This window comes from Aminobacter sp. NyZ550 (assembly GCF_025628925.2).
GTDB classification, from domain to species: Bacteria; Pseudomonadota; Alphaproteobacteria; order Rhizobiales; family Rhizobiaceae; genus Aminobacter; species Aminobacter ciceronei.
Genome location: NZ_CP114190.1, coordinates 2,443,597 through 2,466,444 on the forward strand (window position 1 = coordinate 2,443,597; position 22,848 = coordinate 2,466,444).

Consider the following 22,848-nt stretch of genomic DNA (forward strand, 5'->3'; position numbering starts at 1 on the left):
CATCCCCTGTCAGAACCCGAATGATGCTTGGGTGGATGGTGGCGGGCCGATGCGCACGCCTTCGAGCACCAGCATCCTTTCCTTCATGTTCGAGCCACCGGTCGCCGAGAATCCGCCGATCTTGCCGCCGGCGGCGAGGATGCGGTGACACGGAATGACGAGGGGAATAGGGTTCGCCCCCAGTGCCGAGCCAGTTTCGCGGAACAGACCCTTCCGGCCGGCCTTCTCGGCCAGCCCGCCATAGGTGGTGGTCTCGCCATAGTGAAGGTTTCGGGCGGCGGCATAGATGTCGCGGCGGAAATCGTCGATGCCGGCGAGATCGACCGGGACATCGGAGAAATCGACGTCCTCGCCGTCGGCATAGCGCCTGATGTCGGCGATCAGCACGGTGATCCATGGTGGCGGCGTATGGTCGCCCGCGGCCGTGGCCTGACCGGCCAGTCGCAGCAGCCGGCGCTCGGCGGCGTCGCGGGTTTTTTCCGGCAGGCAAAGCCTGACAAGCCCGGTTTTGCTCCATGCGAGCGCCATGAAGCCGAGGGCCGTCTCGAAGACGGCGCGACCGGGCAGGGGATGGAAAATGCTTGGGTCCACGACCGTTCCTTTCGTCCTGGCAGCTGGCGTGAATTCGGTACAAAACAGGAACAATGTGCCATGATCTGTGTGCGCATGCCACCCGAAAACCGTATCCACCTGTGGATTGCCGGGGCTCATACGTTGTTGTAGAGAGGGTCGGGCGGGACGAAATCATTAACAGAGTGTGCATTTGGCGGCGATAAAGACTCACCTGCTGATCTCGGTGGCATTGGCGACGGCATTGCTGTCGGGCTGCCAGACCAACACAGCGGCTCTCAACACCGATCTTTCGACGGCCGCCGACGTGGCCTTGAACGCCGAGATTGCGCCCGCTTCGACGGAGGTCGCCGATCTCGCGCTGCCGGAAACCGTGGCAGTGCTGCCGACCGCATCATATGCCTCCACCGAAGCTTCGCCGGCCACTGCCGTGCTCGCTGCCGCAGCGCCCGCTGCCGATGCTTCGGATGTCGCGGGTGCCGCTGACGCCGCGACGCCGGCCACAAGCGAGGCCGCTGCCGTGACCGTTGCTGCCGCGCCGCCGGTGCCTGCTGCTGGTGCCGAAAAGGCGACTGGCGCTGCTGGTGGCGAAAAGGCAGATGCCGCTGCGCCGATCGCGCCTGCTGCTGATGCCGCAAAAGCTGTTGCCGTTGCCGCCACCGCGCCCAAGGCTCCTGCCTTGGCCAAGGGCCCGGTCGACCCGATGTCGGTGCCGATGGCCGGCGGCGAAATCGTTGCCACAGCCGACAAGCTTGTCGGAGAGTTTCCGTCCGCGCCGACGATCGCCGACTATGCCCTGCCGGCCAGCGCGCCGGTGCCGCGCAGCTACCAGGTCGCGTCGCTGGGCAATGTCGCGCCCGAAAGCTTCGCCACCTCGTCCTATGCCGCGCCCGACAGCCCGGCACTTGCCTCTCGCGGCAAGATCGACGAGCTGATCTCGAAATACGCGGCTCTCTATGAGGTGCCCGAGCGGCTGGTGCGGCGCGTGGTCAACCGCGAGAGCACCTTCAACCCGATGGCCTTCAACAACGGCCATTGGGGGCTGATGCAGATCAAGCACGCCACCGCGCGCGGCATGGGTTATGACGGCCCGGCGCGCGGCCTGTTCGATGCCGAGACCAATCTGAAATACGCGGTCAAATATCTGCGCGGCGCTTTCATGGTCGCCGATGGCGACGAGGACAAGGCCGACAAGCTTTACCAGAGCGGCTATTACTACCACGCCAAGCGCAAAGGCCTGCTCGACGAGACCGGGCTCGGCCGCGACCGCGCCCGTCACCGCGGCTAGACTTGCCGATGCCATCGCCGCAGGGGGAAAACGACGTCCGCCTGCGCAGGGTGCTGCCCGGCGAACTGCAACCTCCGCGCTGGCCCGCCGGCTTTTCGATGCGGACGTTTCAGGCCTCCGACGCGGTTGCACTTTACGATCTGCTTGAGCTCGTCTTCGACGACGGCATGAACGGCCCGTTCGACCAGTGGTGGCCACGACTCGAGGCCGACTCGGAATTTGACCCTGAACTTTGTTTCCTGGTCTTCGATAACGAGGGCCGGCTGACCGGGGCTGCCTTGAGCTGGACCAGCGGCTTCCTGAAAGACCTTGCCGTTCGTCCCGACAGTCGCGGCAAGGGTATCGCCGAGGCGCTGCTGTGGCACGTCTTTGCCACCTTCGCCGCGCGGGGCGCGAGCCATATCGACCTCAAGACCAACCTGGTCGACAACTCGGCTGCTGTTCGGCTCTATCTCAGGCTCGGCATGACCGAGGTGGACTGGGGTGGCTAAATTCTGCAGCCGAGAATAGCAGCCATCATGGATGTTTTCGATTTTGGGCTATTCAGATAATCGAGCAGCATTACGCCTGATCAGCGATAGCGCGTTTCATCTCCAGAGCCCAAGCGCGCCCTTCATCCCCTCCCCAGAGCAGCCAGGCGATGTAGCCGGCTGACGGGTTCTGCTCGTTGCCAAAATTCTTGCCGCGCTTGTCGACCTCGTGGCGGGCGAAGTAGCTGACCATGCGCTTGATGGTATGGGGCGTAAGCTCGGTACGGGCGACAAGCTCCTCGGCGCGGCCGACGCCGATCTCTGTGCCGCCGCGGCCGAACTGCCTTCTCAATACGAGTCCCCTGGCGGCGTTGTCGGCGACCACCTGTGGCGGGATCAGGCTGACACCGGATGCCTCGCGGCGGATCTCGTCGAACGGGTCGTAGGCGTATGGCATGCGGCGATTCCTGGCTGGCGGGGCAGGGTAGCCGGATGGGGGTGGGATGACGAGGGGGTGAGGTGACGGGCTTCCGAGGGTGGTTTCGCCGAACGGCTGTTCAGACAGCAGGCGAGGTCTGGCGCGGTGCCAGTCTGTGGGCGGCGTGCGCTTCTTCGACCACCCCCACCCCGATCCGCGTCGCGGATCGACCCTCCCCACAAGGGGGAGGGTAAGTCCGGCCTCTCACTTCGAAGCGTAAATGGCGCAGTTGCCGGTGGTTTTCATCTTGTACTTCTTGCCGACCGAATTGCAGCGCTCTAACGCTTGCTTTTCGGCTGCTGCCTGGGACGGCGCGTTAAGGGAAGCGCCGCAGTAAAAGGCTTCGACGGCGCCAAGATGCGTCTGGGCATAGGCCGAGTGGCCGGGGGCGGCGACATACTTCTTATAACCGTCCTTGCATGGACCAGTCGTGTTCCCGAACTGCGCCGCGTACCGCTTCTTGCCTTCGTTGCCGGCCAGCGAGCCCTTGTCCTTGGCCATTGCCGCGACCGGTACGGCCGCAACCAGAAGTCCCGCCAGCACCGGTGCCAGCGCCAGCCGCATAGTTTTCAGTTTCATTCGCAAATACTCCCCACCTGATGGTGAAGAGTTAGCTGCAATCTATGCGGGTGGGAAGGTGGGGCGAGGCAATTCAAGCAGTTTCGTTAAGACGACGCCTGCGTATTTCAGTTCTGCCGTAGTGCTTTGCCGGCAGGAAGCCGCAGGACGCCCCGGGCTGGTTATGCGCCGGTGAAGCTCTTCTTCTGCCCTGCAGCTGAATGCGCCACATGGCAAGTGTGCCAGCGTTTGCGCTGCCCCTCATCTGCCTGCCGGCATCTTCTCCCCGTAAACGGGGAGAAGAGAAGCTGTGGCGACGTCCTGGCTTTTACTTGAAGTAATCCTGCAGTGGACGCACTTCGAGCGAGCCGGCCTTCAGCGCGGCGATGGCCTCGGCGACGGCGGCAGCACCCGACAGGGTGGTGTAGTAAGGCACCTTCTGCATCAGTGTGGCGCGGCGGATCGACTTCGAGTCCGAGACTGCCTTCTGGCCATCGGTGGTGTTGAAGACGATCTGGATCTGGCGGTTGCGGATGGCGTCCTCGATGTGAGGGCGGCCTTCGAGCACCTTGTTGATCTTCTCGGCCGGCACGCCGTTTTCATTGAGGAAGCGCGCGGTGCCCGAGGTTGCCAGCACCTTGAAGCCGAGGCCGGACAGGCGCTGGACGGCGCCGAGGATGCCGGCCTTGTCCTCGTCGCGGACCGAGACGAACAGCGTGCCCGAGCGCGGCAGGTCGACTCCGGCACCGAGCTGAGCCTTGGCGAAGGCGAGCGCGTAGTCGCGGTCGAGGCCCATGACCTCGCCGGTCGACTTCATCTCAGGCCCGAGCAGGATGTCGACGCCGGGGAAGCGGGCAAACGGGAACACCGCTTCCTTGACCGCGATGTGGCCGGGATTGCGGGCATCGGGCTTTTCGCCATAGTGGGCAAAGGCCTCGTCGAGGCTCTCGCCCGACATGATGCGGGCGGCGATCTTGGCGATCGGCTTGCCGACGGTTTTGGCCACGAAGGGCACGGTGCGCGACGCTCGCGGGTTCACTTCCAGCACATAGATGGTGCCGTCCTTGATGGCATATTGCACGTTCATCAGGCCGCCGACATTGAGCGCGCGCGCCATGGCCGAAGTCTGGCGCTCGAGCTCGTCGACGAGGTCGGACGGCAGCGAGTGGACCGGCAGTGAGCAGGCCGAGTCGCCCGAGTGGATGCCGGCTTCCTCGATATGCTCCATGATTCCCGAGACATAGGTCGTCTTGCCGTCGCAGAGGCAGTCGACGTCGACCTCGATGGCCCCGGAGAGATAGGTGTCGAACAAAAGCGGGTTCTTGCCGAGCAGTGTGTTGATCTGGCCGGTCTTGTCGTTGGGGTACTTCTGCTTGATGTCCTCGGGCACCAGGCCCGGCACGGTGTCGAGCAAATAGGACTGCAGCATGCCCTCATTGTGGATGATCTGCATGGCGCGGCCGCCGAGCACGTAGGACGGGCGCACGACCAGCGGGAAGCCGAGCTCGCCGGCAACGGTGCGGGCCTGCTCGACGGAATAGGCGATGCCGTTCTTGGGCTGCTTCAGGTCGAGCTTGTGCAAGAGCTTCTGAAAGCGGTCACGGTCCTCGGCGAGGTCGATGGCGTCGGGCGAGGTGCCGAGGATCGGGATGCCGGCTTTTTCAAGCGCATCCGCGAGCTTGAGCGGCGTCTGGCCGCCAAACTGGACGATGACGCCATGCAGGGTGCCGGCGGCCTGTTCGGCGCGCAGGATCTCGAGCACGTCTTCCGCCGTCAGCGGCTCGAAATACAGGCGATCTGAGGTGTCGTAGTCGGTCGAGACGGTCTCTGGATTGCAGTTGACCATGATCGACTCGTAGCCTGCCTCGCGCAGTGCATAGGCGGCATGGACGCAGCAATAGTCGAACTCGATGCCCTGGCCGATACGGTTGGGGCCGCCGCCCAGGATGACCACCTTCTTACGGTCGGAGACCTGGGCCTCGTCGGCCACAGCGCCAGCGAAGGGCAGCTCATAGGACGAGTACATGTAGGCCGTCGGCGAGGCGAACTCGGCGGCGCAGGTGTCGATGCGCTTGTAGACCGGGTGGACGCCGAGCTTCTGGCGTTGCTTTTGAACGGCTTCGGCCTCGGTCTTGGTGAGCGAGGCGAGGCGGGCGTCCGAAAAACCCATCGACTTCAGCATGCGCAGGTTCTCGGCATCCCCAGGCAGGCCGTGCTCGCGGACGCGTGCTTCCATCGCAATGATGCCTGATATCTGCTCAAGGAACCACGGGTCGATCTTGCACATGGCGTGCACGTCTTCGAGCGAGGTGCCCATGCGGATCGCCTGGGCAACCATGCGCAGGCGGTCGGGCGTCGGCGTGCCCAAGGCAGCACGGATGGCGTTGCGGTCGTCGCCGCTGTCGCCGTCGGTGCCGATGCCGGGGATCTCGATCTCGTCGAGGCCGGTAAGGCCGGTTTCGAGGCCACGCAAAGCCTTCTGCAGCGATTCCTGGAAAGTGCGGCCGATCGCCATGACCTCGCCGACCGACTTCATGGCGGTGGTCAGCACGGGCGAGGCGCCGGGGAACTTCTCGAAGGCGAAGCGCGGGATCTTGGTGACGACGTAGTCGATCGACGGCTCGAACGACGCGGGCGTGGCGCCGCCGGTGATGTCGTTTTCAAGCTCATCGAGCGTGTAGCCGACGGCGAGCTTGGCCGCGATCTTGGCGATCGGGAAGCCGGTCGCCTTGGAGGCGAGTGCCGAAGAGCGCGAGACGCGCGGGTTCATCTCGATGACGACGAGGCGGCCGTCGGCCGGATTGACGGCGAACTGGACGTTGGAGCCGCCCGTCTCGACGCCGATCTCGCGCAGCACCGCGATCGAGGCGTTGCGCATGATCTGGTACTCTTTGTCCGTCAGCGTCAGCGCCGGGGCCACCGTGATCGAGTCGCCGGTGTGCACGCCCATCGGATCGATGTTCTCGATCGAGCAGATGATGATGCAGTTGTCGGCGCGATCGCGCACGACCTCCATCTCGTATTCCTTCCAGCCGAGCACCGATTCCTCGATCAGCACCTCGGTGGTGGGGGAGGCATCGAGTCCGCTCTGGACGATGTCGAAGAATTCCTGACGGTTGAAGGCGATGCCGCCGCCGGTGCCGCCCATGGTGAAGGACGGGCGGATGATGGCGGGCAGGCCGACGTGGTCGAGTGCCTGGGCGGCTATCGCCATGCCATGGTTGATGTAACGCTGCTTGCGGTCGCCTTCGCCGAGGTTCCACTGGGTTTCGAGCGCGTCGAGGGCTGCGTCGAGATTGGCGGGCGCCTCGGCCTTGAGGGCGGCGCGCTCGGCTTCGTGCTTCTTGCGGTCGGCGTCCTTGACGTCGGAGGCGTTGGCCAGCATCGAGCGTGGGGTTTCCAGGCCGATCTTGGCCATGGCTTCGCGGAACAGCGAGCGATCCTCGGCCTTGTCGATGGCGTGCGCGTCGGCGCCGATCATCTCGACATTGTAGCGCTCGAGCACGCCCATGCGGCGCAGCGAAAGCGCGGTGTTCAGCGCGGTCTGGCCGCCCATGGTCGGCAGCAGCGCGTCGGGGCGCTCCTTGGCGATGATCTTGGCGACGACTTCGGGCGTGATCGGCTCGATGTAGGTGGCATCCGCCAGTTCCGGATCGGTCATGATCGTCGCCGGGTTGGAGTTGACCAGGATGACCCGGTAACCCTCTTCCTTCAGCGCCTTGCAGGCCTGGGTGCCGGAATAGTCGAACTCGCAGGCCTGGCCGATGACAATGGGACCGGCGCCGATGATCAGGATGGACTTGATGTCGGTGCGTTTTGCCATTGTGTACGGTCCGTAAGATATGCCTGCGCGAAGAACCGGGACGGGAGAATCCCGGCCGGTGCGCAAGAGAGAGTCAACTAGAGGCTAGGCGCGCCTTATAGGGGAAGGTTGGGGAGGGGGGAACCCCAAAAAATGCTTTTCCTGTGCCGGGATGCGGCTTTGATGCGCGTCGGTTGCGCGCAAGGCATGTTCGGATAACGGAAGGGCAGCCGCTGACGACAGCGACTGCCCGTTTGGAGTGCTTTTTTGCCTACCTCGCCTCCGTGAAGCTGGCGTCGAATGCCCCTAAGTGCTGGATCGCCCAGTCGGCTTGGAGGCCGGGCTTGTGCTTTGCCATTCGGGCACACGCCGATCGGAAAGGGAAGACAGCGAGCGAACCCGCCGCCCGAGGTCAGGCGAGCTTGACCAGCATCTTGCCGAGGTTCTCGCCGGAGAAGAGCCCGATGAAGGCCTGGGGCGCGTTTTCGAGACCAGAGACGACCGTGTCGCGATAGGTCACGCGGCCATCGGCCAGCCAGCCGGCCATGTCGGCGATGAATTCAGGCAGGATGTCGAAGTGATCCAGCACCAGGAAACCGCGCATGCTGATGCTCTTGATGACCATTTCGGCGAGATTGTCGGGGCCGGGAACGGGCTTTTCGTCATTGTAGCCCGAGATCATGCCGCAGATCGCGAAGCGGGCTCGGGGCTTGGCCGCTTCGAGCGCCGCCCTGAGATGGTCGCCGCCGACATTGTCGAAATAGACGTCGATGCCTTCGGGCGCGGCTTTCCTCAGCGCCTTTGTCAGGTCGCCCGCTGTGCGGTAGTTGATGACGGCGTCGGCGCCGAGTTCCTTGACCCAGCTAGCCTTTTCTTCGGAGCCTACGGATGCGACGACACGGGCCCCCTTGAGCTTGGCGATCTGCACGGCCATCGAACCGACAGCACCGGCAGCGGCCGAGATGAAGACGGTTTCGCCTGCCTTGAGCCCGGCGATCCGGAGCAGGCCGACATAGGCGGTATGGCCGGGGATGCCCAACGGGCCGAGCCAGGCTTCGGCCGGCGCCTTGGAGGCGTCGATCCTGTTTGCGGTCGCGGCATCGACAAGCACGTGGTCGCGCCAGCCGGAGAAGTGGCTGACCAGGTCGCCGGCCTTGAAGTACGGATGGGCTGATAGCTCGACGACACCGACAGCGGAGCCTTCAAGTGGCTGGCCGATCTCGAAGGGGGCGATGTAGCTCGGCCTGTCGGTCATGCGGCCACGCATGTAGGGGTCGACCGACATGAACAGCGTCTTGACCAGCAATTGGCCCGTGGCGGGAGCCGGCAGGTTGCGTTCGACGAGTTGGAAATTGTCGGCACCCGGCAAACCGGACGGGCGGCTCTTCAGGTGGATTTCACGGGCTGCAATGGACATTGATTTCCCCTATATGTGTAGGCATCTACCATGTGTAGCTTACTCTTTGTAAGTTACTAGTGGTAACATATGTGGCGTGTGGCGATGTTCAAGCCACGGGCCGAAAAATTTCGGACCGGATGTGACGGCGATGACGACTGCAAGTTCGACGAAAAAACTGCCGAAGGCCGAACGGCGTGCGCAGTTGCTGGAAGCGGCCCAGGAGATGGTGCGCGCGGAGGGCACCGACGCGCTGACGCTCGCCCGGGTCGCCGAACGGGCAGGGGTGAGCAAGCCGATCGCCTATGAGCATTTCGGCACCAGGGCGGGGCTACTGATGGCGCTGTTTTCTTCCTATAACGAGCTGCAGCTGGAGACGCAGCGTGAGGCGCTTGCCAGCTGCGGCAAGACACTGCGCGACGTGGCAGGCATCCTGGGCGAGGCCTATGTGCGCTGCGCCAGCCGGGCAGGTCCCGAAGCGGGCGCGGTGTTCGCGGCACTATCGGGCACGGAGGAGATGGACGAGTTTCGCCAGACGCTGCGCAATGGTTATCTCAAGGAATATCGCGATGCGGTTTCGCGCTTCGTCGATCTGCCCGCCGATATCGGCGAACCTGTCTTGTCGGGACTTCTCGGGGCGGCCGAGGCCGTGTCGCGTGATACGGCGGCCGGGCGTATCTCATATGACGATGCCGTTGCAGCGTTGACCGAGCTGTTCACGGCGACGCTGGAGCGGTTTCGCCGCTGATTTCAGGCATATTGCCCGTAAAGGCTGTCAACAAAACGTCGCTACCTCCGCGTAGGCTCTCAAGTTATACTTGGGGTCTTCAACAAAGGGGGCGGGCATGGTTGATATCCAGACCTTCGGTGAAGTTGAACGTGTCGTTCGTGAACGGTTGAAGAAAAGCAGACCTGAAATAGACACGTCGCTGGCGCGCATCGCCGAGGGCAATCCGCTGGCGGCGGAGCCCGAGCGCCGACGCCGCGTCGAGCGGCTGCAGGTCAAGGCCGAGTTGACCCGTGAACAGGCCGAGATGATCTCGACGGCGATCGAGACTGTTGCCGAGCCGGCAAAGGCCGGACGCAAGCCTGCGATGGCTGCCGCCAAGCCGATGGGACCGGAAGCGATCCAGGGATCGACGCTGGATTTTGTCGGCGTTGCCTTTCTGGAGCGCGGCCGCCGTGCCGCCGATGCCGTTGGCCGGGTCGCCTTTCTCAACGAGATGCCACAGGGCACGGGCTTCCTTGTCGGGCCGAACCTGTTTTTGACCAACCACCACGTCATACAGACGGCCGCCGACGCTGCCCGGTTCCAGGTGCAGTTCGACTATGAGCGCGACAAGTTCAATGAACTCAGGCAGCCGACGTCGTTCTTCCTCGATCCGGAGCTGTGCTTCGTCACCGATGACATTGACGGGCTCGACTACACGCTGATCGGCATCGGCCAGCGCCGGCGCGGCCCGCGCGCGCTCGACGAGTTCGGCTTCCTGGTGCTGTCCAGCGCCGGCGACAAGCATATGCTGGGCGAGATCGCCAATGTCGTGCAGCATCCCGATGGCCGGCACAAGGAGCTGGTACTGCGCGAGAACCATCTCGTGGCGCGCGACGAGACGCTGCACGTGTTGCACTATGTCGCCGACACCGAGCAGGGCTCGTCAGGCTCGCCGGTCTTCAACAACGAATGGGAGCCGATCGCCCTGCATCACTGGGGTGGGCCTTGGCACGAGGTGATGGGCACCGACGGCAAGCCGCTGGCCAAGGAGATCAACGAGGGCATCCGCATCAGCGCCATCGTCAACGACCTGGAAACGCGGCTAGCCGGCATGGACGCCCGCAGCCGGGCGGCGGTGACGCAACTGCTCGACGTCTGGGAAGAGGCGGGCCGTCTGAAGCTGCAGCCGGTGCCGGAGGGCGTGGAAGAACCGGACAGGGCGGTGGCGAAATCAGGCAAGGCGCAGGCCGTGGCGTCGGCCGGCGATGGCGAGCCCAAGGCTCGGCTGGGCGACGATGGCTCGGTGACATGGACATTCCCGATCGAGATCAGCGTACGCGCGCCTTTGATGGCGAAGGTATCGACTGGCGCCGCGCCGAAATCCGGCGATGTCGGGACGGCCCGTCCGGGTGCCGAGGCGGCGAGCTGGAAGACCGAGAATTTCGACGATCGCGGCGGCTACGAGCCGGGCTTCGTGCCAGGTTTCGTGTTGCCGCTGCCCAAGCATGACGGCGCGCCGGGGCGAGCGGCCAAAAACCTGTTGGCCAAGCCGGGCGACGATCCGTTCGAGTTGCCCTACCACCATTTTTCGGTGGTCATGAACGCCGAACGGCGGCTGGCATACTTCACCGCCTGCAACATCGACGGATCCCGCATCAAGGCGGTCAACCGCGACGACAAGACGGTGACCGAGGATCCAAGCCTGAGCGAGCTTGGCATCGAGTCGATCGGCGGGGCGGAAGCCAGCGATGACTTCCGGCCCGACCGCCGCGTGCTTCTGGAAGAGCAGATGAACAAGCCCTTCTATGACGCGCAGAAAGTGGCTGGGTTTCCGATCGCCACCTCGAACGAACGCAAGGCGCGGATCTTCCAGAAAGGCCATATCACCTTGCGCGGCGATCCGGCCTGGGGCACCGACGCGGAGGCGGTGGCGGCCGAGCGCGACACGTTCTTTTACACAAATGCGGCGCCCCAGCTCGGCTTCTTCAACCAGGGCGGCGCGCTCAACCGGCCGGGCTCGAAAGGCAAGCTGCGTTGGCGGGCGGTCGAGACCTATGTGCTGCGCAACGCGGTGACAATGCGCCAAAGGGTGACAGTGTTTGCCGGGCCGGTGTTCGCCGACAGCGACCCGCCCTATCGTTTCGAAAGCAAGGTGCCGCTGAAATTCTGGAAAATCGCGGCGTGGAACGACGGCAACGACCTGCGCGCGATAGCACTGCTCGCCGACCAGGGGCCGCTGATCGAAGTGATGCCCGAAGGCATGGCGGAGGCGTTTGGCGATGCCGAGGAACTGGCGCGGGTGTCGGAGTTCCTGACGACCGTCGCTCATGTCGAGAGCCTTACCGGGCTTGATTTCGGCGACACGCTGCGTGCTGCCGACGTCCGCGCCGGGCAAGAGGCGATCGGCAGGCCGGCGCTGACACTGGAGCCGAAGGATTTGGCAAGGGACGGCGCGCTCAAACCGGCGACGAAGCCGGCGCGCTCGGGTGGCGTCAAGAAGACGTCGAAGCCGGGCCGGCGTAGGAAATAGGCCAGTCAGCCGGGAGCTAGAGCCGATAGTGGCGGCGAACTGCCGGATCAGTCCGGCATGAAGCCGGTGCGCAAGGCATGAGCCCATTCCGGGCGGCCGCCCTCGACGGCGCGGTGGGCTGCGGCTTCATAGTCATAGGTCACTGCAAGCGCATCGACACTGGTGACAATGCCGGCAGCGTCGAGTTCGACGAGGCCATAGCGCGCCAGCGGCGAGCCCTGCTCGGAGACATGGGCAGGCGCAGTGTCGTCGTCATAGGCTGGGGCGCCGACGCTGCCGGGATTGAACAGAAGACGCCCGCCGGAGAGCTGGACGAGATCGGCACGGTGGCTGTGGCCGGCGAGCAGCAGCCGATATTTGGGGTCGACCTGCCGGAGGCGGCTTTCGATGACTTTCAGCGGCGCGCGGATGAGCTGGCCTTCATCGATGACCTCGGAGAGATAGCGCTCGTCGTGATCGGGGCGGGCGTGGAAGGCGAGAACCGACGGAGCGCTCTCCAAGGTCAGCGGCATCGCCTTCATCCAGTCACGCTGGGCTGGCGTCAGGCGATCATAGGCGAAGCGGTCGGACGGGCCCATGTCGGAGAGCGCGTCGGTGGCGACGCGGCGGTCATGGTTGCCACGCACGGTCGGCCAGCCAAGGGCCTGCAGCGTCTCTGCCGTTTCGCTGGGCCAGAGCGGACCGGAGACGAGATCGCCGAGATTGACGACGACATCGGCGCCGCCGCGCCGGGCGAGGTCGGCGATGACAGCCTCCAGTGCAAGGATGTTGCCATGGATGTCGGCGATGACGGCAATGCGCATGCTCAGGCCTCGTCGCGGAGGCGCTCGAGTGCGGGGAGTTCCTGGGCCGCGGTGATGATCGAATCGAGCAGGCCGGGGAAGCGGCTGTCGAGATCGGCGCGGCGCAACGAGATCAGCCGGCTGGTACCTGCCACCTCAGTGTGGGTGATGCCGGCCTCGCGCAGCTTGGCCAGATGGTAGGACAGGTTCGTCTTGGAGCCGAACTCGGAAAACTGGCCGCAGCTCACCGCCAGACCCTCGTTGCAGGCGAGATAACCGACAATGGCGAGGCGGGTCTGGTCGCCAAGCACTGACAGCACGTTGGCAAGGCTGATCTGGTCGAGATTTGGATGGGGCAAGGACATGGTTCTAGAGGTAACGGTGCTGGTTGGTCGGTTCAAGGTTTTGGACTGGCTGCTGACATGAGGATGGCAGCAGAGGTCGAATACACAGATTGACATGACGGGGGGATAAGTTCAATAGTTCAACATATTTTGAACTAAGGACACTGTCATGGACAAGCGCCTTATCTGGCTGGCGGTCGGTTCGTTCGCCATGAGCACCGTCGGCTTCGTGTTTTCCAGCCTGTTGCCGGCAATCGCCGGCGACGCGCATGTGTCGATACCGTTCGCGGGTTACCTGATCATGGCGTTCTCGCTTGCCTATGCGATCGGCGCGCCAGTCTTGTCGGCGCTGGCCGGCGAGATCGACCGTCGCCGGGTGCTTGCCGCGACCATGCTGGTGTTCGTCGCCGGCAACATCATTGCAGCGATGAGCAGCTCCTTTGCCGGGCTTCTGATCGCGCAGATCGTGATGGGCATGTCGGCCGGACTTTATGCTGCGACTGCCCAGGCAACCGCCGTGTCGCTGGCCGGACCTGAGCACCGGGCGCGGGCGATCGCGGTCGTCGTCGGAGGCACGACCTTTGCAGTGGCACTCGGCGCGCCGGTCGGATCGTTGATTGCCACCATGTGGGGCTGGCGCGGCACCTTCGTTGCCATTGCACTGCTTGGCATCTCCTGCGCGGCGATCTTGTGGGTGCGGCTGCCCCGGGGCTCGCGCGGTATCAAGTTGACGCTCAGTGAGCGCTTCACCGCCATTGCCCGGCCCGGCATCCTGCCCTCGCTCCTGGTGACGCTGCTCTATCTCGCCGGCGGATTCACCGTGATTTCGTACATCGCACCGCTGGCGCTCGAAGGAGCGGGGCTGCCTGAAATAGCCCTTCCAGGCATGCTTTTGGCCTTCGGCGTCGGGGCCGTCATCGGCAACCTGTCGAGCGGCTATCTCGCGGACCGTATCGGCGCGACACGCATGGTGGTGATCTCGCTCCTGATGTCATCGGGCTTCTGCATCGCCATTGCGCTGACCTTGAAGCTGCTGCCGCACCATGTCGCCGGCCCGGTGCTGATTGCGCTGATGGTGCCGTGGGGCATCATCGGCTGGGCCTTCCCGCCGGCGCAGGCGAGCCGCATCGTCGGCTTCAGTCCGGAGATCGCGCATCTGACCCTGTCGCTCAACGCCTCGGCACTCTATTTCGGCATCGCCTTCGGCACCGTCATCGGCGGCCGCGTGCTGGAGTTCGCCCGGCCGTCCGACCTCGGCCTCGTCGCCGCCGCTTTTCCGCTGGTGGCGCTGGCGGTGCTTGGGGCGAGCAGCAGGTCGATCCGGCTCGCCGCTGCCCGATAGAGTTGACCCGCCATTCCAGTCGGTCGAGCGCATGTCTTGCGCTCGGCCGGCGAAGCCCGATGTTGCCCGCCGGGCGACATATATATTAGCCGCCTTGCGTTCTCTTGATGCAAATTATCAGGAATAGCGCTATCGGCTCGCGCGTTCATGTGGCTGCAAGCGAAGCGGCGGGGCGGGCGAAGAATGGATTTCCTGCAGGGACTTGCCGGTTTTGGCGAGCGGATAGCGCTGGTGTTTCCGGGTCGCGCCGCCATCAGCTATGCCGAACTGGCGCGCCGCGTTGCAGCGATGGCAGCGGAGTTCGGCGCGGCGCGCAAGCTCGTGGCGCTCGAAGCGTCCAATTCCGAGCATGCCATCGTCGCTTATCTCGCCGCTCTGGCCGGCGGACACGCGGTGGCGCTGATTGCGCCTGGCGATGCGGCGGCGTTCGACGCATTCGAAGAGGACTTTCACCCCGATTTGTGCGTCAGACGGTTCGACGGGCGCTGGCGCCTCGTTGAGGGCGAGGACGCAGGCGAGACGCTGCATCCCGACCTGGCCGTGCTCTTGGCGACATCGGGCAGCACCGGCAGGAGCCGCTTCGTCCGGCTGTCGCGGACCAATGTCGAGAGCAATGCTCGGGCGATCGCCAGTTATCTCGGCCTGGCGCCGGCCGATCGCGCGGCGTTGATCCTGCCGTTCCATTATTCCTACGGCCTTTCGGTGCTCAACTCGCATCTGGCAGTCGGTGCCAGCGTGTTCGTCTCAGCCAAGGGCGTGGCCGACAAAGGCTTTGTTGACGATCTGCGCGCGGCCGGTGTCAGCAACATTAGCGGCGTGCCCTATTCCTACGAACTGATGGACAAGACTGGCTTCAGCGCCGAGGAATTGCCGTCACTGCGTTTCATGACGGTGGCGGGCGGCCGCATGCCGGCCGGCCTCGCCGAGGCGTTCCGGCGCAGGCTCGAAGCCGCGGGACGGCAGCTGTTCCTGATGTATGGCCAGACCGAAGCCACGGCGCGCATCGCCTATGTGCCGCCGGCGGCACTGGCTGACAATCCTGACAGCATCGGCATCGTCATTCCGGGTGGTGAGCTGGCGCTTGCCCATGAGGACGGGAGCCGGATCGACGGCTGCAGCGAGGCGGGCGAACTTGTCTATCGCGGGCCGAATGTGATGATGGGGTATGCGCTCGGCCGCAACGACCTGGCGCGCGGCGCCGAGATCGGCGAGCTGCGCACCGGCGATCTGGCCGAGCGTTGCGAGAACGGCTTCTTCCGCGTCGTCGGCCGCCTCAAGCGCATGTCGAAGATCGCGGGCTTGCGGATCAGCCACGAGGCGGTGGAGCACGCGCTTGCCAGCCGGGGCGTCGTGGCGGCGGTCACCGGCGACGACCGGCGACTGGTCGCGGCGTTTTCGTCGGGTGAGGCGCCTGAGGATGTTTGCAAGCTGATGATCGAAGCGAGTGGACTAACGGCGCTGCATGTCGACGCGGTGGCGGTCGACACCTTGCCGCGGCTGGCTTCGGGCAAGGTCGACCACCAGGCGGTGGCGCAGCTTGCGCGGCGAAACCAGAAGGCCGATGCCGGGATCATCGAGGCGTTTGGTGGGGCCTTCTACCCCAAACGGGTGACGCCGGCTGACAGTTTCGAGGCACTCGGCGGAGATTCGCTGCTCTATGTCCAACTGTCGCTGACGCTGGAGCGCAAGCTCGGCCGTATCCCCGAAGGCTGGGAGAAGATGCCGGTCGGCGCGCTGGCCCGGCTGGGCAGGCAGAAGGGAAGCCATCGCGTCGTCGACACCGACATGCTGATGCGGGCGCTGGCGATCCTGCTCGTGGTTTTGCACCACGCCACACTGTGGCCCATTCCGGGCGGGGCGGCGGCGCTGGTGATGCTTGTCGGCTATGGCCTGGCGCGGTTCCATGGTGCGGCGCTGATGCGCGGCGAGACGTCGAGGCTGTTGCGCGCGGTGACGACAAATCTCGCCGTCTATGCGCCGCTGGTCGCCTGCTTTTCGATCGCACGCGGCGAGGTGCTGTGGCCGTCGGTGTTCCTCGTGGGCAATCTCGGCATCTTCGATCCCAAACACATGCTGCCCTACCTCTACTGGTTCGTCGAAGCCTATGCGCAGGTGATGCTGATCGTCGCGGTATTGTTCTCGTTGCCGGCAGTACGCAAGCAGGTAGCGGCCAGGCCGTTCGCAGCGGGAATGACAGCGCTTGTCGTCACCATCGCGATCAAAATCCTGGCGCCAAAGGTCTGGGCCGTCGGCGCGGTGCAGATCTTCACCGTGTCGGACGTATTCCATCTCGCTGTCTTCGGCTGGTGCGCCTTTCACGCGCAGACGGCGCGGCAGCGCATGGCGGTGCTCGGCATGGCGACCATGGCCTTCCCGTTTATGGCTTATTGGGGCGGCAACTGGACCGGTTCCTGGGTCAAGTTCATGCTGCAACTTGCCTGCGTCGCCATGCTGCTCTACGTCCCGCGTATCACAGTGCTGCGGCAGGTCGCGGCACTGGCTTTGCCGGTGGCGGCGGCCGGATATCACATCTACCTGTTCCACCGCCTGGTGCCGGAGCTCGTGCTGCCGCAACTCCAGCTGCCGTGGCCTGTGCTGACCACGCTGAGCGTCGTGACCGGCGTCCTGACCGGCGTCGCTGCGTTCCACTCCCAGAAATTGCTGACGGCATGGCTGGCCAACCGACGCAGCCAGGGTGCCGCGCTCGAGGCACAGGCAATACCGGCGGAGTAGCTCGCCCCTCAGCCGTCTACGGCGTGGTCGAGCTGGTGCAAGCAGGGAACGAGTGCCGCCGGATCGCGTTAGCCTGAGCGTCGCAATGCCGCGACGCTTTCGGGAGGAAGCGACAATGGCGATCACACAGGCACCCACCGCCAAGGGAAAAGAGGCTGCCAGGGGCCTGCGCAAGGCAGCGGCGAGGGAAGAACGCAAGGTCGAGGCCAGGACCGGCCACGACTTCGCGAAGGGCGAAAAGCGCTTCGAGGAACGCGCCAAAAGCTCCGACGGCAAGAGCGCGGGCAGCAAGCAGAAAAGCTGATTTGGTGCCGCCGGGCCGGCGGGTGGCCCAAGCAAAAACCCTGTGACTTGCCGCAGGGGTTAAGCTAATTGTCTCAAGTGAGCGGCCGAGGCTGCGACAACATCGAGGGATACGCCTATGCGCTGGAGAGGCCGCCGCCAGAGTGACAACGTCCAGGATACGCGCGGTCAAGGCGGCGGTGGTGGGCTCGGCGGAGGCCTGGGTGGCGGACGCCTGCCGATGGGCCCGCGCATGTCGACGGGCGGCGGCGGACTGTCCGGCATCATCATCCTTGTCATTCTGTTTTTTGCGTTGCGCGCCTGCGGCATCGACCCGATGCAGATCCTGGCCGGCGGCGATGGCGGCCCGGTCTCCGGCGGCGGCCAGGTGAGCGAGGGCGGCGCGCCCGCCAATGACGAGATGACCCAGTTCGTCTCGACCGTGCTGGCCGAGACCGAAGACACCTGGAACGGCATCTTCCAGGCCGAGGGGTTGAAATACCAGGAACCGAAGCTGGTGCTGTTCTCAGGGCAGGTGCGCTCGGCCTGCGGTTTCGCCTCCTCGGCATCCGGCCCGTTCTATTGCCCTGGAGACCAGAAGGTCTATCTCGACACCGCCTTCTTCGGCCAGCTGGCCAAGCAGTTTGGCGCTGCCGGCGATTTCGCCCAGGCTTATGTCATTGCCCACGAGGTCGGCCATCACGTCCAGAACCTGACCGGCATTCTGCCCAAGTTCAACCAGATGCGGCAGCAGATGAGCGAGGCCGACGCCAACCAGATGTCGATGCGCGTCGAGTTGCAGGCCGACTGCTTCGCCGGCGTCTGGGGCCACTACACCGACCAGAAGGGTCTGCTCGAACAGGGCGATATCGAAGAGGCGCTGAACGCTGCCCAGCAGATCGGCGACGACACGCTGCAGAAGCGCATGCAGGGCTATGTCGTGCCGGAAAGCTTTAACCACGGCACCTCGCAGCAGCGTCAGCGCTGGTTTGCCGCTGGCTTCAAGAGCGGTAAGCTGTCGGACTGCGATACCTTCAACAATCCGATCTGACGATGGCCGATCGGATGACTGTCTCTCCACGCATCGAACTGGTGCCGGGAGGCCTGTCGCTATCGCGGCTGGTGTTCGGCGCCTGGCGGCTGCTCGACGGCCAGAACCCTGGCGCCCAGGAGGTTGCACGGCTGATCGATACATCAGTCGATCTCGGCCTGACCAGCTTCGACCATGCCGACATCTATGGCGGCTACGCGGTCGAGGAGGCGTTTGGCGCCGGGCTGGCGCGGTGGAAAGGCCGGCGCGCCGGCATCGAGCTGATCTCCAAATGCGGCATCATGCTGGCCTCGTCCAACCGGCCGCAGAACCGACTGAAGCATTATGACACCGGTGCCGCCCATATCGAGGCCTCGGTCGAACGTTCGCTGAACAACCTTGGCACCGACTATCTCGACCTCTTGCTGATCCACCGGCCCGATCCGCTGATGGACGCCGACGACACGGCGCGCGCCTTCGAGCGGCTGGTGGCGGCAGGTAAGGTGCGGGCCGTCGGCGTGTCCAACTTCACGCCGGACCAGTTCGACCTGCTCGCCTCGCGGCTGCCGTTCCCGCTCGTCACCAACCAGATCGAGCATTCGGTGCTGGAGACCTCGGCCCTGACCGACGGGCGACTCGACCATGCGCAAAGGCTGCGCTACGCGCCGATGATCTGGTCGCCGCTGGGCGGCGGTTCGCTGTTCACCGGCGAGGGCGCACGCGAGCAAAGGGTGCGGGCAGCGCTGAGGGCGGTCGCCGAGGAGATCGGTGTCGCCGACATCTCGACAATTGCCATTGCCTGGCTGCTCAGACATCCGGCACGGCTGGTGCCGGTGCTGGGCACGATGAAGGCGGCGCGGCTGGCCGGGCTGGTCAAGGCGCTGGACATTAGGCTCGACCGCCAGCACTGGTTCGCCATTCTCGAGGCAAGCGAGGGCCGCGCGGTCCCGTAATGTTCCGCCGGATGGCGTCCTGGCATGAAGATAATTGATATGTTCACGTATTGTTCTTGATGAGTGCTTGATCTATAAGCAGGGTTTCCGCACGCCCCCGGCGGATCGATGCCGGCATTTGAGCGCCTGTCGCGGTGCAAAATGCCGGCGCAGCTCGACTGATCTTCGCGGCCTCGAAGCGGCGCCTGTGGGTTCGACATGGTTGATGAGAAGACCGCCAGACGAGGCCTTGCGCTCGTCTTCGTCACATTGCTGCTCGACATCATCGGCTTCGGCATCATCATGCCGGTACTGCCGGCCTTCCTGCAGGAGCTGACCGGCGTCGGCGTCGGCGAGGCGGCGATTGAGGGCGGCTGGCTCTTCTTCGTTTATGCGGCGATGCAGTTCCTGTTTGCGCCGCTGATGGGCAATCTCAGCGATCGTTTCGGGCGCCGGCCGATCCTGCTCGCCTCTGTACTGACATTCGCCATCGACAACGCCATCTGCGCGCTCGCCTGGTCCTATCCGATGCTGTTCGTCGGCCGCGTGCTCGCCGGCATCAGCGGTGCGAGCTACTCGACGGCCGCAGCCTTCATCGCCGACGTATCGAACGACGACAACCGGGCCAAGAATTTCGGCCTGCTCGGCATCGCCTTCGGCGTCGGCTTCATCATCGGGCCGGTGCTCGGCGGCTTCCTTGGCGAGTTCGGGCCGCGCGTACCGTTCTGGGGTGCCGCAGCACTTGCCTTCGTCAATTTCCTGGTGGCCCTGTTCTTCCTGCCCGAGACGCTGGCGCGCCACAACCGGCGCGCCTTCGAATGGCGCCGCGCCAATCCGCTCGGCGCGCTGAAGCAGATGCGCAAATACAAGGGCATCGGCTGGATCGGGCTGGTGTTCTTCCTGATGGCGCTCGGCCACATGATGTATCCGGCGGTCTGGTCCTTCGTCAGCAGCTACCGCTATGGCTGGAGCGAACGGCAGATCGGCTTCTCGCTCGGTGTGTTCGGCCTCGGCGGCGCGCTTGTCATGGCACTGGTGCTTCCCAGAGTCATCCCCAGGCTGGGCGAGTGGCGTACGGCAGCCATCGGTCTCGGTTTCACCGCCGTCGCTGCCTTCGGTTATGCCGCAGCATGGCAGGGTTGGATGATCTATGCGGTGATCGTGGCGACTTGCCTCGAAGCACTCGCCGACCCGCCGCTGAGGAGCCTGGCCGCCGCCAAGGTGCCGCCGGATGCGCAGGGCGAGTTGCAGGGCGCGATGACCAGCCTGTTTTCGATCACCAGCATCATCACGCCGCTGCTCTACACCGGCATCTTTGCCTGGTTCACCGGGCCGAGCGCGCCGGTGACATTTGCCGGCGCACCCTATGCCGTCGGCGGGGTCTTCATCGGTCTGGCGCTGATGGTGTTCTTTTTCAAGGTCGAACGGCCTGCAGCCAGGAAAGCTGCAGCCGTAGAAGCGGAGCAGGTCAACTGATGGCACCAGTCTATGTCGATCCCGCCAAGGTTCATGAATTCACTGACGCCGCCAGCTTTTATGCCTGGCTCAGCAGGAACCACGACAGCCAGGACGAGGTCTGGATCAAGGTCCACAAGGTCGGATCGGGGCTGGCCTCGATCACGCCGAAGGAGGCGATCGAAGTCGTCTTATGCTGGGGCTGGATAGACGGCGTGCGCAAGGGGTTCGACGGCAGGAGTTTCCTGCAACGCTATTCGCCGCGCGGCAAGAAGGGCACCTGGAGCCAGATCAATGTCGACAGCGTGGCGCGCCTGGTCGCCGAGGGGCGGATGACCGAGCATGGCATGAAGCAGGTCGAGGCGGCCAAGGCTGACGGCCGCTGGGACCGGGCTTACAAGAGTGGCAAGGACATGCTGATCCCTCACGACCTGCAGGCGGCGATCGATGCCGAGCCGGAGGCGAAAGCAATGCTCGGCAAGCTCAGCGAGCAGAACCGCTTTGCGCTCGCCTTCCGCACCCACAACATGAAGACCGAGGCCGGGCGCAAGAAGAAGATCGAGACCTTCGTCGCCATGCTGAAGCGTGGCGAAACGATCTATCCGCAAGGCAAGAAGTGAGAGGATCGCATGCGTAGATGCGGCGCCTGCCGCTAGTGGCCGGCTACGCTGGCGGTTTGGTTAAATCGCCGAGCTTGCAGCCCTGGATAACCTTTTCCATCGCCTTGGTCGAACCTCTGGAGCCGAATGACGCCGAATTCTGGCTGCCGCCGACCTCAAAGCCGACATTCAGCTTCGAGCGCGCCTCCTGGATCTCTTTGACAGCGGCAAGGACCTGAGGGTCTCTGCCGGAAACGACAACACCACCGTAGTTGTCATTCCAGGCGCGTAATTCCGCCGGCAGTTTGAGCGGCTCACTTGATGCTCCTTGCAGGTAGAGGGTCGCCGGTCCGGAGGTTACGTCCTCGAATTCCTTCTTCCGGAAGATAAAGGCGACGAATAGGTCTTCCTTGCTGTCGCATTGAACGACCATGCCGTCGCGAAGGCCGCCGACCGTTGCTATGACCTTGGTGACGCCAAACACGTCCGGGCCTTCAACGTTTGCATCCCAAGCGAGCGCTATCGATGAGCTTCCGGCAAGCAGCGTTGCTGCAATAAATGTCGTCTTAAGCAATTCTACCCCCATAGAAAAATGCTTCTAGAGCGTAGTCGCGGAGATGATGTCAGGCAACAATATTTCCGCAAGCTTTTATGGGTGACGCCCAGTTTCTGGGTGCCTCTAAGGTGTTGAAGCAAAAGTAGCGAACATGCCGAATGGCCTGTCGACCATGTGTAAGAGCGACGTTGGCCTCGTTCAATGCAGGCCGAACTCGCACAGCAATTCCTCTCGATAGCGGACGAAGCGAGGTTCGCTGCGGTCGCGCGGGCGGGGCAGCTCGATGTCGATCAGGCGGGCGGCGGCACCCTTCTCCTTGGGCAGCACCAGCACCCGGTCGGCGAGATAGACCGCTTCTTCGAGATCGTGGGTGATCATGACCATGGTCACGTTCTTCTCGCTCCAAAAGCGGGCGAGCTCTTCCTGCATGGTGATGGCGTCGAGCGCGCCGAGCGGCTCGTCGAGCAAAAGGATCTCGGGCTGTACGGTCAGCGCGCGGGCGATGCCGACGCGCTGGGCCATGCCGCCCGAGAGTTGCCTGGGATAGGCATCGGTGAAGTCGCCGAGGCCGACGAGCCCGATATAGTCGCGCGCCCGCTCCTCGGCGCGGGCGCGGTTTTCGCCACGCACCTCGAGGCTGAAGGCGACGTTGCCGAGCACCGTCAGCCAGGGCAGCAGCCGCGGCTCCTGGAAGATCACGGCGCGGTCGGAGCCGACGCCATGCACCGGTTCGCCGTCGATCGCCACCCGGCCGCCATCGGCCACTTCGAGACCGGCCAGCACGCGCAGCAGCGTGGTCTTGCCCGATCCCGACGCGCCGACGATGACAAGGCATTCGCCGGCGCGGATGTCGAGGTTCAGGCCCTTCAGCACCGCCAGCGGTCGGCCGTTGATGGCGAAGGATTTCGAGAGGTCGCGGATCGAAACCTCGCCGCGGTGGCCGCTGTCGATGCTGGTCATGCTTTTTCTCCGATGTCTTTGGCCAGGCC

Annotated in this window: 20 protein-coding genes; 11 read left to right on the forward strand and 9 right to left on the reverse strand. The window is 64.4% G+C overall.

The window, feature by feature from the left end; all coding sequences use genetic code 11:
• Positions 1-9 precede the first annotated feature (9 nt).
• Entirely contained in the window at positions 10-528 is a 519-nt protein-coding gene (locus N7E70_RS12095) for a methylated-DNA--[protein]-cysteine S-methyltransferase (RefSeq protein ID WP_263006529.1), read from the reverse strand.
• Between the two features lie 235 nt (positions 529-763).
• Here N7E70_RS12095 and N7E70_RS12100 point away from each other — a divergent pair, with 235 nt between their 5' ends.
• Both N7E70_RS12100 and N7E70_RS12105 read left to right on the forward strand, forming a co-directional pair.
• The gene (locus N7E70_RS12100) at positions 764-1,858 is read left to right on the forward strand and encodes a lytic transglycosylase domain-containing protein (protein WP_263006475.1); all 1,095 of its coding nucleotides are present in this window, start codon (positions 764-766) and stop codon (positions 1,856-1,858) included.
• A gap of 2 nt (positions 1,859-1,860) precedes the next feature.
• On the forward strand, positions 1,861-2,349 hold the full coding sequence (locus tag N7E70_RS12105; RefSeq protein ID WP_442866510.1) for a GNAT family N-acetyltransferase: 489 nt from the start codon (positions 1,861-1,863) through the stop codon (positions 2,347-2,349).
• Between the two features lie 70 nt (positions 2,350-2,419).
• Here the strand turns inward: N7E70_RS12105 and N7E70_RS12110 are convergent, their stop codons facing one another.
• The 4 genes from N7E70_RS12110 to N7E70_RS12125 all read right to left on the reverse strand — a co-directional run bounded on the left by N7E70_RS12110 (position 2,420) and on the right by N7E70_RS12125 (position 8,583).
• Positions 2,420-2,785, reverse strand: coding sequence for a hypothetical protein (locus N7E70_RS12110; RefSeq protein ID WP_067959738.1), 366 nt, complete (start codon positions 2,783-2,785; stop codon positions 2,420-2,422).
• 225 nt (positions 2,786-3,010) lie between these two features.
• A complete protein-coding gene (locus N7E70_RS12115; protein WP_246340509.1) occupies positions 3,011-3,385 on the reverse strand; it encodes a hypothetical protein in 375 nt (124 codons plus the stop codon).
• Positions 3,386-3,692: 307 nt separating this feature from the next.
• A complete protein-coding gene (carB, locus tag N7E70_RS12120) occupies positions 3,693-7,187 on the reverse strand; it encodes a carbamoyl-phosphate synthase large subunit (RefSeq protein WP_263006477.1) in 3,495 nt (1,164 codons plus the stop codon).
• Between the two features lie 391 nt (positions 7,188-7,578).
• On the reverse strand, positions 7,579-8,583 hold the full coding sequence (locus N7E70_RS12125) for an NADP-dependent oxidoreductase (RefSeq protein ID WP_263006478.1): 1,005 nt from the start codon (positions 8,581-8,583) through the stop codon (positions 7,579-7,581).
• 130 nt (positions 8,584-8,713) lie between these two features.
• Here N7E70_RS12125 and N7E70_RS12130 point away from each other — a divergent pair, with 130 nt between their 5' ends.
• Together N7E70_RS12130 and N7E70_RS12135 are read left to right on the forward strand one after the other, a co-directional pair.
• Positions 8,714-9,310, forward strand: a complete 597-nt coding sequence (locus N7E70_RS12130; RefSeq protein WP_263006479.1) for a TetR/AcrR family transcriptional regulator — start codon at positions 8,714-8,716, stop codon at positions 9,308-9,310.
• A gap of 97 nt (positions 9,311-9,407) precedes the next feature.
• A complete protein-coding gene (locus tag N7E70_RS12135; RefSeq protein ID WP_263006480.1) occupies positions 9,408-11,804 on the forward strand; it encodes a DNA/RNA non-specific endonuclease in 2,397 nt (798 codons plus the stop codon).
• 47 nt (positions 11,805-11,851) lie between these two features.
• On the opposite strand, the gene N7E70_RS12140 is transcribed toward N7E70_RS12135, so the two are convergent.
• Positions 11,852-12,607: a metallophosphoesterase family protein gene (locus N7E70_RS12140; RefSeq protein ID WP_263006481.1), complete on the reverse strand. Its 756-nt coding sequence runs from the start codon at positions 12,605-12,607 to the stop codon at positions 11,852-11,854.
• Between the two features lie 2 nt (positions 12,608-12,609).
• Entirely contained in the window at positions 12,610-12,951 is a 342-nt protein-coding gene (locus N7E70_RS12145; RefSeq protein ID WP_067959756.1) for an ArsR/SmtB family transcription factor, read from the reverse strand.
• Between the two features lie 148 nt (positions 12,952-13,099).
• Here N7E70_RS12145 and N7E70_RS12150 point away from each other — a divergent pair, with 148 nt between their 5' ends.
• The 7 genes from N7E70_RS12150 (at position 13,100) to N7E70_RS12180 (ending at position 21,324) form a co-directional block, all read left to right on the forward strand.
• Complete coding sequence (locus N7E70_RS12150; protein WP_263006482.1) at positions 13,100-14,272, forward strand: MFS transporter; 1,173 nt, start codon at positions 13,100-13,102, stop codon at positions 14,270-14,272.
• 183 nt (positions 14,273-14,455) lie between these two features.
• Positions 14,456-17,005, forward strand: coding sequence for an AMP-binding protein (locus N7E70_RS12155; RefSeq protein ID WP_263006483.1), 2,550 nt, complete (start codon positions 14,456-14,458; stop codon positions 17,003-17,005).
• 115 nt (positions 17,006-17,120) lie between these two features.
• Entirely contained in the window at positions 17,121-17,309 is a 189-nt protein-coding gene (locus N7E70_RS12160) for a hypothetical protein (protein WP_263006484.1), read from the forward strand.
• Between the two features lie 117 nt (positions 17,310-17,426).
• On the forward strand, positions 17,427-18,338 hold the full coding sequence (gene ypfJ / locus N7E70_RS12165) for a KPN_02809 family neutral zinc metallopeptidase (protein WP_263006485.1): 912 nt from the start codon (positions 17,427-17,429) through the stop codon (positions 18,336-18,338).
• Positions 18,339-18,352: 14 nt separating this feature from the next.
• Complete coding sequence (locus tag N7E70_RS12170) at positions 18,353-19,270, forward strand: aldo/keto reductase (protein WP_263006486.1); 918 nt, start codon at positions 18,353-18,355, stop codon at positions 19,268-19,270.
• 198 nt (positions 19,271-19,468) lie between these two features.
• The gene (locus tag N7E70_RS12175; protein WP_263006487.1) at positions 19,469-20,725 is read left to right on the forward strand and encodes a TCR/Tet family MFS transporter; all 1,257 of its coding nucleotides are present in this window, start codon (positions 19,469-19,471) and stop codon (positions 20,723-20,725) included.
• The gene (locus N7E70_RS12180; RefSeq protein ID WP_263006488.1) at positions 20,725-21,324 is read left to right on the forward strand and encodes a YdeI/OmpD-associated family protein; all 600 of its coding nucleotides are present in this window, start codon (positions 20,725-20,727) and stop codon (positions 21,322-21,324) included. Before N7E70_RS12175 ends, N7E70_RS12180 begins: the two co-directional genes overlap by 1 nt.
• 43 nt (positions 21,325-21,367) lie before the next feature.
• Here the strand turns inward: N7E70_RS12180 and N7E70_RS12185 are convergent, their stop codons facing one another.
• A complete protein-coding gene (locus N7E70_RS12185) occupies positions 21,368-21,889 on the reverse strand; it encodes a hypothetical protein (RefSeq protein ID WP_263006489.1) in 522 nt (173 codons plus the stop codon).
• A 168-nt stretch (positions 21,890-22,057) separates the two neighbouring features.
• On the reverse strand, positions 22,058-22,819 hold the full coding sequence (locus N7E70_RS12190) for an ABC transporter ATP-binding protein (protein WP_263006490.1): 762 nt from the start codon (positions 22,817-22,819) through the stop codon (positions 22,058-22,060).
• Positions 22,820-22,848: the final 29 nt, after the last annotated feature.